The 13,697-nt window shown below is 72.1% G+C and carries 10 protein-coding genes and 1 pseudogene; 5 read left to right on the forward strand and 6 right to left on the reverse strand.

Going from position 1 to position 13,697, the window contains the following annotated elements; genetic code table 11:
- The first annotated feature begins 269 nt into the window (after window positions 1-269).
- Window positions 270-1,616, forward strand: coding sequence for an alpha/beta hydrolase (locus M6G08_RS02300; protein ID WP_272585506.1), 1,347 nt, complete (start codon window positions 270-272; stop codon window positions 1,614-1,616).
- A 134-nt stretch (window positions 1,617-1,750) separates the two neighbouring features.
- Here M6G08_RS02300 and M6G08_RS02305 read toward each other — a convergent pair.
- A pseudogene (locus M6G08_RS02305) lies at window positions 1,751-2,423 on the reverse strand (class I SAM-dependent DNA methyltransferase).
- Between the two features lie 406 nt (window positions 2,424-2,829).
- On the opposite strand from M6G08_RS02305, the gene M6G08_RS02310 reads away from it, so the two are divergent.
- Complete coding sequence (locus M6G08_RS02310) at window positions 2,830-3,063, forward strand: hypothetical protein (protein WP_272585507.1); 234 nt, start codon at window positions 2,830-2,832, stop codon at window positions 3,061-3,063.
- A 46-nt stretch (window positions 3,064-3,109) separates the two neighbouring features.
- Here the strand turns inward: M6G08_RS02310 and M6G08_RS02315 are convergent, their stop codons facing one another.
- The 4 genes from M6G08_RS02315 to M6G08_RS02330 all read right to left on the reverse strand — a co-directional run bounded on the left by M6G08_RS02315 (window position 3,110) and on the right by M6G08_RS02330 (window position 6,719).
- Window positions 3,110-3,319 (reverse strand): DUF397 domain-containing protein, encoded by a 210-nt coding sequence (locus M6G08_RS02315; protein WP_272585508.1) that lies wholly within the window; start codon window positions 3,317-3,319, stop codon window positions 3,110-3,112.
- Window positions 3,316-4,170 carry a helix-turn-helix domain-containing protein gene (locus tag M6G08_RS02320; RefSeq protein ID WP_272585509.1) on the reverse strand — a complete coding sequence of 285 codons (855 nt, stop codon included), beginning with the start codon at window positions 4,168-4,170 and terminating at the stop codon, window positions 3,316-3,318. The genes M6G08_RS02315 and M6G08_RS02320 overlap by 4 nt, the downstream gene beginning before the upstream one ends.
- A gap of 162 nt (window positions 4,171-4,332) precedes the next feature.
- Window positions 4,333-5,556, reverse strand: a complete 1,224-nt coding sequence (locus M6G08_RS02325; protein WP_272585510.1) for an MFS transporter — start codon at window positions 5,554-5,556, stop codon at window positions 4,333-4,335.
- A 110-nt stretch (window positions 5,557-5,666) separates the two neighbouring features.
- Window positions 5,667-6,719, reverse strand: a complete 1,053-nt coding sequence (locus M6G08_RS02330; RefSeq protein ID WP_272585511.1) for an endonuclease/exonuclease/phosphatase family protein — start codon at window positions 6,717-6,719, stop codon at window positions 5,667-5,669.
- A gap of 315 nt (window positions 6,720-7,034) precedes the next feature.
- On the opposite strand from M6G08_RS02330, the gene panB reads away from it, so the two are divergent.
- From panB to M6G08_RS02345, 3 genes are all read left to right on the forward strand, one after another.
- Window positions 7,035-7,910, forward strand: coding sequence for a 3-methyl-2-oxobutanoate hydroxymethyltransferase (gene panB / locus M6G08_RS02335; protein WP_073722392.1), 876 nt, complete (start codon window positions 7,035-7,037; stop codon window positions 7,908-7,910).
- 220 nt (window positions 7,911-8,130) lie between these two features.
- A complete protein-coding gene (locus M6G08_RS02340; RefSeq protein ID WP_272585512.1) occupies window positions 8,131-9,165 on the forward strand; it encodes an efflux ABC transporter ATPase subunit, DrrA-related in 1,035 nt (344 codons plus the stop codon).
- Window positions 9,162-9,992, forward strand: a complete 831-nt coding sequence (locus M6G08_RS02345; protein WP_272585513.1) for an ABC transporter permease — start codon at window positions 9,162-9,164, stop codon at window positions 9,990-9,992. Before M6G08_RS02340 ends, M6G08_RS02345 begins: the two co-directional genes overlap by 4 nt.
- Window positions 9,993-10,019: 27 nt before the next feature.
- On the opposite strand, the gene M6G08_RS02350 is transcribed toward M6G08_RS02345, so the two are convergent.
- Window positions 10,020-13,634 carry an AfsR/SARP family transcriptional regulator gene (locus M6G08_RS02350; RefSeq protein ID WP_272585514.1) on the reverse strand — a complete coding sequence of 1,205 codons (3,615 nt, stop codon included), beginning with the start codon at window positions 13,632-13,634 and terminating at the stop codon, window positions 10,020-10,022.
- Between the last annotated feature and the right edge of the window lie 63 nt (window positions 13,635-13,697).

Raw genomic sequence — 13,697 nt, forward strand, 5'->3', positions numbered from 1 at the left:
ATATCCGGCCTGCTGGTGGGAGGTTTCTCCGTTCCTGCTCAGGCCGCGGAGGGGTCGCATACAGTTCCTCGAAACGAGGCCGTCGAGGCTCTCCTCAACGGCACTGACAGCGTCTGGTACAACTCCGCGAACCCAGGAAGCCGGTGGATCGAGGACGGCTCCACGGACGCCACCAGCTCCTGCGAACAGTACGACGCAAGCACCACATGCTAGAGGTACGTGCCCTCGGCCGTGCCAAGGTCGCACGCTGGTTCGCCGGCGTAGCGGCCTTGGCCGCGGTCGTCCTCGCCGGCCTGCACCTGGACCGGTCCGACGAGCGCGGGCCCGAAGCCGCGCGGTCGGCGACTCCCGAGCCCAGCACACCTCAGCCGTGTGCCGACAGGACCGTTCGCTGCCACCTGCTGTCCACAGGGGTGTGGGCAGTGGTCTACACATCCCCCGAGAGGGATGCGTCGAACGCGACCCTTGCCCCCACACCCGAGGAACGAGACGGATTGGTTCTCTGGGACCCGGGAGGGCCTGGACTGCGTCCACTCGACGCCGGGACGGTTCGGGCGATTCTTCCGTCCTGGCTGCGCGGTCGAACAGTGGCCACGTTCGTCGAGCCCTGGGTCGTCCACAAGGTCGGCCCTGAGTGCCTCAAATCCGTTGAAAACGTATCGGCGGGCGGCGAACTCTCGGAATCACAGACGAAGAGCTGGCCCGACGAATTCAGCAGCTCTTGCGATGTCGACCTGTATCGCCTTGACCGTGCGGAATACGAAGAGTCGTTCAGGGAGCTCGGTGATAAGGAGGGGGAGATCTCAGGAGTCTACGCGCAGTCTTTCGGTGCGGTCCGAGGTACATCCGTGATGTCCGAATTGGAGCGCACCGGCGGCTGGATGGTGATGGACGCTCCCGCTCCTCCGCCGGGAACGCCCGCGACCACCCTCATGGTCGAGCGAAGCACCGCCGTGGAAGAGGGCCTGCAACGCATCATGGGGTGCCACAAGAGTGATGCGCTCCCCGACTGCGAGAAAGAGCTCCATCAGACGCTTCGGGACATGGGGGACGGCGACACCCCGGTCGGCCTCGCCGGCGGTACCGAAGAGTACGAGAGGATGACCGCTCTTTTCTCTCTTTCTCATGACCTTGAAAGCAACGCCGAGCCGCTTCGCGAAATCCTGACCAACTGGCCGAAGCTCACCGAGGCCGACCAGGAGATCATAGGCAAGGCAAGCTACAGCTACACCCGCCGTTACGGCGACGGTCAGGTTCTACCGGAGTTCGTAGGCTATCTTGCCAATGTCTGCACAGCGTACGAAGGATGGGGAGCAGGAGCTGGATCGCAGGAGAGGAATCCTCTGGGAGCAGCGCTTTCGCGTATACACTATCCGTGCGCGGTAATGCCTGGAAGCAAGGATTCCAGATGGGCGACGCCTGATGCGGGAGAATCACCGAGACTACTTCTGATCTCGAACTCCATGGATCCGATCACCCCTCCTCGTGCAGCCGAATCGTGGGGCGACAAGTATCCTGACGCTGATCTCTTGGAGTATGAATACTCGGGCCACGTAAAGGCTCCCGAGGAACTCGACGAGGAAATTTCGGCCTGGATCGCCGGGGCAACCGAATGAGAACGGCACAGAGCGATTGGTCCTCGTGCCACGCTCGACGTCACGCCCACCGTGCGTCACTTCCTGCGCAACTGCGGAAGTCGTTGCCGGTGCTGTGAGGGACCGTCTCGACCGGCCGGGTCACCGGCGGCTCGTCAGATGAGGGCCCACTGCCTGTCCGGCCGCCGGCGCGCGAGGAGGATGCCGCCGAGGGTGCTCTCGGCCGAGGTGAGCGTCCTGTGTTCGTCGACGGTGAAGCCGGCCTCGTCGAGCCAGTCGGCGATCTGGCTGGGCCGGCGACGATGGACCTGGACCTTCATCGGGTGGCCGCCGTAGCCCTCCGTCTTCAGCTTCGGCGTGTCCCCGACGTGAAAGCCGAGGAGCAGCGGTCCGCCCGGCCGCAGCACCCGGTGAAAGTGCTCGAAGACCGTGCCGATCCGTGTGTCGGGGATGTGGATCAGCGAGTACCAGGCGACCAGGCCGGCCATCGAGCCGTCGCCGAGGCCGAGGTCCGTCATCGAGCCGAGTTCGAACCGCAGACCGGGATGGTCACGCCGGGCCACCTCGACCATCCCGGGGGACAGATCGATCCCGAACGCGTCCACGCCCAGCCGGTGCAGGTGAGCGGTGATCCGCCCCGGCCCACAACCCACGTCCGCGACCGACCCCCCCGCCGCGAGACCTCACCAGGTCGGCGAAAAGGGCCAGGACCGCGCGCTCCTCGGGCGTTCGGTTCAGGAGGTCGCGCACCTGGTCCGCATAGCTCGCGGCGACGGTGTCGTAGGACCTTCGTGTGTCGTCCAGCCAGGTGTCGTCGTTCGCTTCGATGCCCACGCCCGCAGGCTACTCAGCGGCGCGGACGAGACGACCTCCAAGCCGACCGGGCCGACGCCAAACCTCCCTCGGACCTGCACACCGTTCATCGCAGGGTCGCGGGGGCGGGGCGTGCCGAAGGTGCGGAGGGTCCACCGCGCGCATTCCGGCCCGAGGGAGCCTCGAAACCGGCGGGAAGCGTGAAGACGCGGGCCCTTTCCGCGACCGCATGCGCACACTCATGAACTCGGGGACGCCTGAAGCAGCGTCGTCAACCGTGCGCGGATGGTGGGCCGTTCACCCCCGTGCTTTGATCGGTGCGCGGCACGCCGGTGGCCGGTTCCGGGCCCCCACCTCGGAACGCGGGCGTGCGTGCCTCACCGCTCCCCCTTTTTCGTCAGCACGAGAGGAAAGACCTGTCATGAACTTCGTCCCCCAGGTCGAAACAGCTGAGATCGCCGACGCGGACCTGGACCAGGTGTCCGGCGGCACCATCGGTGTCGACGCCGGTGCGGCCGTCATCACCGCCGGTGGTGCGCTCGGCACCGGTTTCCACGCTGAGGTCGGCCCGTTCTCGGTCACGGCCGGTCTGGGCGCCTCGGCGGCCTTCGGCGGCGCCTCGGCGCAGGGTCACGCGCAGACGACCATGCTCTGAGCCGCGCCTGACGTGAGCGTGAGCCCCGGACCGCTGTGTCCGGGGCTCACGCCTTGCCGGTGCCGCCCACGAACGCCGTCCACGAGGCCGGGGGCACGGTGAGGCGGGGGCCGTCCGGGCGCTTGGAGTCGCGGATGTGGATGGTGGCGGGGGTTATCGCGACCTCCACGCAGTCGTTGCCGTCTCCGCTGCTGCTGTAGCTGCTCTTGAACCAGACCAGCGTGGACGCGTCCGGGGTTACGGAAATGCGGGTCATGACTCTCCAAGCATCTGTTCGATGACGGCCCGCGACTCTCGGGGCGTGAGAGCCTGGGCCCGGATCATGCCATAGCGCAGTTCGAGGATTCTGATCTGCTTCGGATCGGTCACCGGCCGCCCGGCGAAGGCCCCCTCCGAACGCGCCACCGCGGTGCCGTCGGGGAATTTGAGCACCTCGATCAGGCCACCCGTCCCGACATGCTCCTCGCAGTCGGTCGGCATCACTTGAATCGACACGTTCCGCAACTCCCCCAGTTCCAAGAGACGTTCGAGCTGCCGACGCCACACCATTCTGCCGCCGACCGGGCGGTGGAGCGTCGCTTCCTCCTGGACGAAGCTGAGGGTGGGCGCCGGGGACCGCTCGAAGACCGAGCGGCGAGCCAGCCGCGCGGCCACCATGCGTTCCGTCTCCTCCTCCGTGTGGGCGGGAAGCCACGCGTCGAACAGAGCGCGCATGTGAGCCTCGGTCTGCAACAGGCCATGGATGTTGTGGGTGCTGTACAACCCGATCTCGACCGCACTGGCCTCCAGCTTCGCCAGTTCCCGGACCCGTTTCGGATACCGGACCCTGGCAACGTCCTCCCACATCGCCGTCAGCAGGCCACCCGCCCCCAGCACCTCGTCGGCCCGCTGCAGGTACTCCCGCCGGGGAATCCGTTTCCCGCCCTCCACCTTGTAGACCAGATCCTCCCCGTACCCGACCGCCGTCCCGAACTCGGCCGCCGTCATCCCCACCGCCTCGCGGCGCAGCTTCAGCTGCCTCCCCACGGTGGTGAGGACAGCCACACCCCACTCGTCGTCCGGGTCGACCTCCCAACCCGGCTCGTCCGTCTCGCCGTTCACCGACATCCGCACCCCTCCTCGTACGCGCCGTACCGCGACGGGCGACACGGTAGGGCGCCGTACTACGCCCGCGGGCGGGAACGGGGTCCCGTGCACGCCCACGGGTGACGACCAACAGCGAGGTGAGGACCGGCCCGCGTGGGTGTGCAGCAGGGGGCCGTCGGCCCCTCATCGCCGTACCGTCTCCCCCTCCGGCACGTGCCCCGCGACCACCCGCTCACGCCCGGCGGCCACAGCGGCGGCGCCCCGGTGCCGGTCCACCGCCCACGCCGTGCCCGCGACCGCCAGGCCGAGCACCGCGAGCCCCGCGCCCGCCGTCGCCGGGGAGGTGACGCCGAAGCCCGCGGCCAGGGCGAGGCCGCCGATCCAGGCGCCGCCGGCGTTGGCGAGGTTGAAGGCGGCCTGGTTGGCCGAGGAGGCGAGGGAGGGGGCCGCCGACGCCTTCTCCATGACCATCAGCTGGAGGGGGGAACCGGTGATGAAGGCGGCCATGCCGAGCAGGGCCACCGCGAGGGCCGCCGTCACCGGCGTGCGCATCAGGAGCGGGAAGAGGGCGAGGACGACGACCAGGGAGGCCAGGCCGCCGAAGAGGGTGCCCCGCAGGGAGTGGTCGGCCAGGCGGCCGCCCAGCAGGTTGCCCGCGGTGGCGCCGACGCCGAACAGGGCGAGGAGCAGCGTGACGCTCGCGTCGGCGAAGCCGGCGGCGTCCGTGAGCATCGGCGTGACGTAGCTGTACGCGGCGAAGAGCGCGCCGAAGCCCGCGACCGTGGTGCCGAGGGCCAGCCAGACGGGGACCGAGCGCAGGGCGGCCAGTTCGCCGCGCAGGCCGGTGGCGGTGGCGGGGGCGTGGTCGCGGGGTATCAGGGCGACCAGCGCCGCTATCGCCGCGACGCCGATCGCGCTGACGCCGAGGAAGGTCGCCCGCCAGCCGAGCTGCTGGCCCATGGCGGTGGCGGCGGGGACGCCGACGACGTTGGCGACGGTCAGGCCCAGGAACATCAGGGAGACGGAGCGGGCCTTGCGTTCCGGCGCGACCATGCCGGTGGCGACCACGGCGCCGACGCCGAAGAAGGCGCCGTGCGGCAGGCCGCTGACGAAGCGGGCGGCGAGGAGGGAGACCTCGCCGGGGGCGACGGCGGACAGGGCGTTGCCGGCCACGAACAGCGCCATCAGGGCGATCAGGACCGTGCGGCGGGACATCCGCGCCGTCGCCGCCGCGAGCAGCGGGGCGCCGACGACGACGCCGAGCGCGTAGGCCGAGACCAGGTGGCCGGCGCTGGGGATCGAGATGTCCAGGTCGTCCGCGACGTCGGGCAGCAGGCCCATCATCACGAACTCGGTGGTGCCGATGCCGAAGGCGCCCACGGCGAGGGCGAGCAGGGCCAGGGGCATGAGGGTCTCGCCTTTCGAGAGCTTCGAGCGGAGTGCGTACGGGAGGAGGGACGTCGTTATGTTCCCGTACGGAACAAAGGCTCTCAGGGCGAGTATTCCGCCGACGAATCTCAGGAGGCGGTTGTGTCGACCTTCACACGCGCGGCGATCGGGAGGTGGTCGCTGCCGGTGGCCGGGAGGGTCCAGCTGGTCGTCGGTTCGACGCCGCTGACCAGGATCTGGTCGATGCGGGCCATCGGGAACGCCGCCGGCCAGCTGAAGCCGAAGCCGTCGCCGACCGCGCCCTGCGGGGAGCGCATCTGGGAGGTGATGGCGGTGAGGGCGCGGTCGTTCATGGTGCCGTTGAGGTCGCCGAGCAGGATCTTGCGGTCCAGCTTCTCGTCGGCGATGGCCTCGCCGAGGGCGTTGGCGCTCTTGTCCCGCTGCCGGGCGGTGAAGCCGGCCTCCAGCTTCACCCGGACGGAGGGCAGGTGGGCGACGTACACCGCGACCGGCCCGGCGGGCGTGGCGACGGTGGCGCGCATCGCGCGCTTCCAGCCGAGCTGGATGTCGACGGGCTTCACGTCGCTCAGCGGGTACTTGCTCCACAGCCCGACCGTGCCGACGACGGCGTGATGCGGGTACTTCGCCTGCAGCGCCTTCTCGTACGTCGGCACCGCGGTCGCCTTCAGCTCCTCCAGGGCCATCACGTCCGCGCCGGCGGCGGCCACGGCGCGGGCGGTGCCGGCCGGGTCGGCGTTGTCGGCGTTGACGTTGTGCGTGGCCACGGTGAGGTCGCCGCCGGCGCCGGTCTTGTCGAAGAGGAGGCCGCCGAACAGGTTGAGCCAGACGCTGACCGGCAGCACCAGGGCGATCAGCGCCGTCGCCGACTTGCGGGCCAGCGCGATCACCAGCAGTACGGGGATCAGCAGGCCGAACCACGGCAGGAAGGTCTCGGTGAGGCTGCCGAGGTTGCCGACGGCGTTCGGGATGTGGGAGTGGGCCGCCATGACGCCCGCCAGGACGATGGCCACCGCCGCGGTGATCAGCCCCCGGCGCCAGATCCGCCGGTCGCCGCGCCAGCCGGTGACCGCCCGGTCGTACAGGCGCCGAATCCGGGTCACCCGCGGCTCGGTCCCCGAGCCGCCGTCGTCCGTCTCCGTGATGTACGCCTGCTGCGCCATACCGTCGCCTCACTGCCTGCCGTGCACACCGTCGCCCCCCGTGACTCAGCACCCTAGGGGATGATCGGTTCCGTTCCTGCCGTCCCTCGACGGCCGTACGGGCACGAGGACGTGCGGGGCGGCGTCCGGAGTTCCGAACGCCGCCGCCGTGGGTGGCTCTGTGACAGAACGAGCACATTCGCCCCGCGCGGCACGAGGGGCGCTCAGGGCCCGTGGCGGGGGTCCACTAGCCGCCGGGGCGCGGGAAGTGCCACCATGGAAGGGATCCGGGGACGCCGTGAGGGCGCCTCGAGATGACATGAAGGAGCCGTTGCCATGACGCAGCTTTCGGCTGCCCAGACGCCACAGAGCCGGCCCGCCGACGGGAACAAGGCGCTGTACGGGGGCAAGAGCAACCGTCGTATCACCGTCCGGGACATCGCCGCCGCCAAGGAGCGCGGCGAGAAGTGGCCCATGCTCACCGCCTACGACGCGATGACCGCGTCCGTCTTCGACGAGGCCGGCATCCCGGTCATGCTCGTCGGGGACTCCGCGGGCAACTGCCACCTCGGCTACGACACCACCGTGCCGGTCACCCTCGACGAGATGACCATGCTGTCCGCCGCGGTCGTACGGGGCACCTCGCGCGCCCTGATCGTCGGCGACCTGCCCTTCGGCTCCTACCAGGAGGGACCGGTGCAGGCGCTGCGCTCGGCGACCCGGCTGGTGAAGGAGGCGGGCGTCGGCGCCGTGAAGCTGGAGGGCGGTGAGCGGTCGCACGAACAGATCCGGCTGCTGGTCGAGTCCGGCATCCCGGTGATGGCGCACATCGGCCTCACCCCGCAGTCCGTCAACGCCATGGGCTACCGGGTGCAGGGCCGGGGCGAGGAGGCGGCCCAGCAGCTGCTGCGCGACGCCAAGGCCGTGCAGGACGCGGGCGCCTTCGCGGTCGTCCTGGAGCTGGTGCCGGCCGAGCTGGCCGCCGAGGTGACGCGGTCGCTGCACATCCCGACGGTCGGCATCGGGGCCGGGCCCGGCACGGACGCCCAGGTGCTGGTGTGGACCGACATGCTGGGGCTGACCGGCGGCCGGGTGCCGAAGTTCGTGAAGAAGTACGCCGACCTGCGCCAGGTCATCGGCGACGCGGCGAAGTCCTTCGCCGAGGACGTCGTCGGCGGAACGTTCCCGCAGGAGGAGCACTCCGTCCACTGAGCCGTCCGCCCCTGACCGGGCCACACGGCCACTGAGCCATCGCGGCACCAACACCGGCCCCGGGGGGCTTCGCCCCGCCTTCTTGCGCCTAAACCGGCGCCGCTCTCGCGGAGCTGGTTGCTCGCCGTCGTGGTGCCTCAATTGATGGTTGCGGTGCTCGTCGGTGGTTTGTCGGTGGGCTGTCGGCGATATGTCGGCAGCCCCTGACATCGTCTGGGACATGAAGCGAATCGATGGCAACCCCCCGACCGTCGCGGGCAGCGCGGTCACCGTGCGGGGGCTGGTCAAGCACTACGGCGAGACCAAGGCACTGGACGGCGTCGACCTCGATGTGCGCGAGGGCACCGTGATGGGTGTGCTCGGGCCGAACGGGGCCGGCAAGACCACCCTCGTCCGCATCCTGTCCACCCTCATCACGCCCGACTCCGGCCAGGCGCACGTCGCCGGTTACGACGTCGTACGGCAGCCCCGGCAGCTGCGGCGGGCGATAGGGCTCACCGGGCAGTACGCGTCCGTGGACGAGAAGCTCCCCGGCTGGGAGAACCTGTACATGATCGGGCGCCTGCTCGACCTGTCCCGCAAGGACGCCCGCCGGCGGGCCGACGAGCTGCTGGAGCGGTTCTCGCTCACCGAGGCCGCCAAGCGGCCCGCGTCCACCTACTCCGGCGGCATGCGGCGCCGCCTCGACCTGGCCGCCTCCATGATCGGGCACCCGGCGGTGCTGTACCTGGACGAGCCGACCACCGGACTGGACCCGCGCACCCGCAACGAGGTGTGGGACGAGGTCAAGCGCATGGTCGGCGACGGCGTCACCGTGCTGCTCACCACGCAGTACATGGAGGAGGCCGAGCAGCTCGCCTCCGAGCTGACCGTCGTGGACCGGGGCAAGGTCATCGCGAACGGCGGCATCGAGGACCTGAAGGCCAAGGTCGGCGGCCGCACCCTGCGCGTCCGCCCGGCCGACCCGCTCCAGCTGCGCCCGCTCGCCTCCCACCTGGACGAGCTGGGCATCACGGGGCTCGCCAGCTCCACCGTGGACGCGGAGCGCGGTGCCGTCCTGGTGCCGGTCCTCAGCGACGAGCAGCTGACCGCGGTGGTCGGCGCGGTCACCGCGCGCGGGATCACCGTCTCCTCCGTCACCACCGAACTGCCCAGCCTGGACGAGGTCTTCCTGTCCCTCACCGGCCACCGCGCCAGTGCCCCGCAGGACCCCGCGCCCAGCACCGAAGACGCCCGCGAGGAGGTCGCCGTATGAGCGCCGCCACTGTCACCCCCACCCCCGCCCCCACTCAGGCTCCCGACGCCCGGATCTCGCTGCGCGGGCACGTGCGGCACACCGGGGCCCTGGTCCGCCGCAACCTGCTGTGGATCCGGCAGGACCCGGAGTCGATGTTCGACGCGCTGCTGATGCCGGTCGTCTTCACCCTGCTGTTCGTGTACGTCTTCGGCGGCTCGATCGGACAGGCCCTGGGCGGCGGCCAGGACGGCTATGTGCAGTACGTGATCCCCGGCATGATCGCGATGATGAGCATGACGCTCTCCCAGGGCGTCGGCACCGGCTTCAGCCAGGACTTCAACTCCGGCGTCATGGACCGCTTCCGGTCGCTGCCGATCGGGCGCGGCTCGGTGCTCTTCGCGAAGATCGCCGTGGAGATGCTGCGGATGCTGTTCGCGACGGCGGTGCTGATGGTCGTCGCCGTCCTGGTCGGCTTCGACATCGAGAACTGGGCCGGTCTGTTCGCGGCAGTGGGCCTGTCGGCGGTGTTCGCCTCGTCGATCATGTGGGTGTTCATCACCCTGGGCGTGGTCCTGAAGAACGCCCAGTCCGTGCAGGCCATGGGCTTCCTGGTGCTGTTCCCGCTGCAGTTCGGCTCGTCGATCTTCGCGCCGACGAAGTCGATGCCGGGCTGGCTGCAGGCCTTCACCGACTACAACCCGCTGTCCACGCTCGCCGACGCGGCGCGCGGTCTGATGGTGGGCGGCCCGGTCGCGCACGACCTGTGGATCACGCTGGGCTGGTCGGTGGCGATCACGGCGGTGATGGCGCCGGTCGCGATCCACAAGTTCCGTACGAAGACGTGAGCCGTCCGCAGTGACGTGGGGTCCGGGTCAGACGAGGGCGACGGCCTCCAACGGGGAGAGGGCGGCGCCCTCCGCGTACGCGGCCTCGTACGCCTCGGCGTCGAGCACCTCGCGTACCCGCGCGGTGGCCCGGACGCGCGCGTCCCGCTCCAGGCCCATCGAGACGTGCTCCGGCGGCAGCATCGCCTCGGCGGCGCCGATGCAGCGGGCGGCGTCGGCGGCCCGGCGGCCGCCGTCCACGCGGGCCAGCGCCATCGCGGCGATGGTCAGGTACCCGGAGCGCATGTGCGGGGCGACGGCCGAGGACAGCGGGTCCTCGGCCTTCTCCAGCGCCTTGCGGACCTTTCCCAGGCACTCCTCGTGCCGGTCGTCCAGTGTGGCGATCCACGCCTCGGCGGCGAGGATGAAGGCGTCGAAGACGATGAAGTGGGAGATGGCGAAGTCCTCGCGCAGCAGCCGCAGCTGCACCCGTGCCTCGGCGGTCCGGCCGGTCATGCCGAGCCAGCCGGCGAGGAAGAGCCGGGCGGACGGCATGGCGCCGCTGTGCCCGGCCCCGTCGGCGCGGTCGATCACGGCGTACAGGATGCGCTCGCCCTCCTCGTCCTCGCCCGCCTCCAGCAGCACGCTGCCGAGGCGGGCCTCCAGGACGTCCACCTGGGCGTGCGCGCCGAGCCGTTCGGCGTGCCGCGCGGCCTCGCGGTAGTCGGCGGCGGCGAGCCGGAACTCGCCCTTGCGCTCCCGGGCCTCGGCACGGGCGGCCAGCGCCTCGGCGGTGCCCCAGGCGTCGCCGAGGCGGCGGTAGATCTCCAGTGCCTCGTCGGCGTCGCCGGCCGCGTCGCCGGCCCACTCGGTGCGGTTGGCGAGGAAGTTGGCGCGCATCTGGAGGCTGCCGGCCAGCGCCCAGTCGTAACCCGGCGTCTCGCGGCAGGTGCGCACGGCGGCGTCCATGATCACGCGCAGGCGCTCCATGTCGCCGGAGAGCATCACGGCGAAGAACCAGAGCAGGCCGGGCGGGGTGCAGGTCTGGGGCATGCCGGGTTCGTACGTCTCGGAGATGACGCGCAGTTTCCGCCTGGCCGCCGGGTTCTGCCAGGCGTCCAGCTCGGTGTCCATGCAGGCGAGGTGGGCGAGGTGGACACCGCGCCGGGCCTCGGCGAGGACTTCGCCGGTCATCGGGGGCGGGGCGGCCGTGCACCGCTCCCACACCGGCTCGGCGGGGCGCACCGGTTCGGCGAACGGGTCCGGGCCGAGGGTCATGATCTCGCTGAACCAGTCCCGGGCCTCGACCCGCAGGTCGCGCATCTGCCAGTACCAGACCAGCGACAGGGCCAGGCTCAGCGCCTCCTGCTCGTCGCGCTCGGCGATGGCGTGGCGCAGGGCGGTGCGCAGGTTCTCGTACTCGCGCTCCAGCCGCTCGATGGCGGTGAGCTGCTCGGGGCCGCGCAGCAACGGGTCGGTGGTGCGGGCGAGTTCGCGGTAGTACGTCAGGTGCGCGCGCTCGGCGGCGGCCCGGCCGCCGGTCTCGTCGAGGCGTTCGGCGGCGTACTCGGCGACGGTCTCCAGGAGCCGGTAGCGCATGCCGTCGCTCCCGGCCGGCGCGGCCACCACCAGGGACTTGTCGACGAGGGAGCCCAGCGCTTCCAGGGCGGCGGGACCGCAGACGGCCTCGGCGGCGGCCAGGTCGCAGCCGCCGGCGAAGACGGACAGGCGGCGCAGCACGTCCCGCTCCTCGTCGTCCAGCAGCTCCCAGGACCAGTCGACGACGGCGCGCAGGGTCTGCTGGCGGGGCAGGACGGTGCGGCTGCCGGAGGTGAGCAGGCGGAAGCGGTCGTCGAGGCGGTCGGCGATCTGGCGGGGGGTCAGCATCCGCAGCCGGGCGGCGGCCAGTTCGATGGCCAGCGGCAGGCCGTCGAGGCGGCGGCAGATCTCGGCGCAGGCGTGCGCGGTCTCCTCGTCGGCGTCGGGGCGGAAGCCGGGGCGGGCGGCGGCTCCCCGGTCGGCGAGCAGGCGCAGCGCGGCCGGTTCGGGCAGCGGCTCCACCGGGCGCAGCAGCTCGCCGGGTACGCCGAGGGGTTCGCGGCTGGTGGCGAGGACGGTGAGGTTCGGGCAGCGGGAGAGCAGGTCCTCGGCGAGGCGGGCGGCGGCGTCGACGACGTGCTCGCAGTTGTCCAGGACGATCAGCATGCGGCGCCGGCCGCAGTGCTCGACGAGGCGCTCGACGGCGGTGGCCTGCCGGTCGGAGGCGGCGACGGCCCGCATCTCCTCGGCGCCGGCGCCGTACAGCACGGTCTCGCGGGCGCCCAGCGCGGTCAGCACGGCCTCCGGCACGGCGCCGGGGTCGTCGACGGGGGCGAGCTCGGCCAGCCAGGCCCCGTCCCGCGCCGGCTCCCCGGCCCCCTCGGCGGCCTCCTGCGACAGCCGGGTCTTGCCGGCACCGCCCGGCCCGAGGAGGGTGACCAGCCGCGTGGTCGCCAGGTCGGCGCGCAGGACGTCCAGGTCGGAGTCCCGGCCGACGAAGGAGGTGAGCCGGGCGCGGAGGTTGCCGCGGGGGCGGGAGGCGGACGCTCCGTCGGACCCACCGGTGCCGACGGGGGCCGCCGGGGCGGTATTCGCGGTGGAGTGGGCGGGCGCCGCCGGTGCGGGGTGTCCGGCGGGGGCGGTGGAGCCGGCGTACGCCGCCGGTGCGGAGGACGCCGTGGAGTCGCCGGACGCCGCCGGGTGGGCCACTGCGGCAGCGTCCCCAGGGCGGACCGGTGCCCCCGGAGCGGGACGCGCGGGCGGGTCGGCGGGTCCGGCGGGGTGGGTGGGTGCCCCGGGGGGGGCGGGCGCGGCCGGCGCACCCGGGCGTTCGGCGGACGTGGCGGGCCCGGCGGCCGGCGCGCCCGGCCGCCTCGCGGACGACGGGTCGAACGCCCCCGGATCGAGCAACCGCGCGTGCAGCGCCCGCAGCTCGGGCCCCGGGTCGGCGCCGAGCCGGTCCGCGAGCAGGCGGCGTACGTCCTCGTAGGCGGCCAGCGCCTCGGCGGTGCGGCCGGTGTCGCGCAGGGCGCGCAGCCGCAGTGCCTGGAGGGACTCGTCCAGGGGGTGGCCGTCGCACAGCGCGGTCAGCTCCGGCAGGGAGTGCTCGGCCTGCCCCAGGTGCAGGGCTGCGGAGTGGCGGGCGCGCAGGGCGTCCAGGTGCCGCGCCTCCCAGCGGGCCGCCTCGGCGGTGCGGTCGGGCAGGTCGGCGAGGGCCGGGGCGCGCCACAGGCCGAGGGCGTCGTCGAGCACGACGGCCGCCTTGGCGGGGTCACCGTCGGCGAGGGCGCGGGTGCCCTCGCCGGCCAGCCGGTCGAAACGGTGCAGGTCGATGTCGTCGGGGCCGGCGGTGAGCCGGTAGCCGCCGTCGGCGGAGGCCACCGCGTCCGCGCCGAGCGCCCGGCGCAGCCGTCCCACCAGCGCCTGGAGCGCACCCGGCCCGTCGGCGGGCGGGTCTCCCGCCCACACCTCCTCCACGAGCAGCCCCGCGGGCACGGTGCGGCCGGCCCGCAGGGCGAGCACGGTCAGCAGTGCGCGCAACCGCGCCCCGCCGACGGGGACGGCCGTGCCGTCGGGGCGGAGTACCTGTGTGGTGCCGAGGATGCGATAGCGCACGGGCTCCATTGTCCCTGCTGCCGTCGGAGCCGGTCACGGGGTTTTGCCGGTGCGGCGCGTCCCCCGGCGCCC

Origin of the sequence: Streptomyces sp. M92, assembly GCF_028473745.1 — a bacterium.
Taxonomy (GTDB): Bacteria; Actinomycetota; Actinomycetes; order Streptomycetales; family Streptomycetaceae; genus Streptomyces.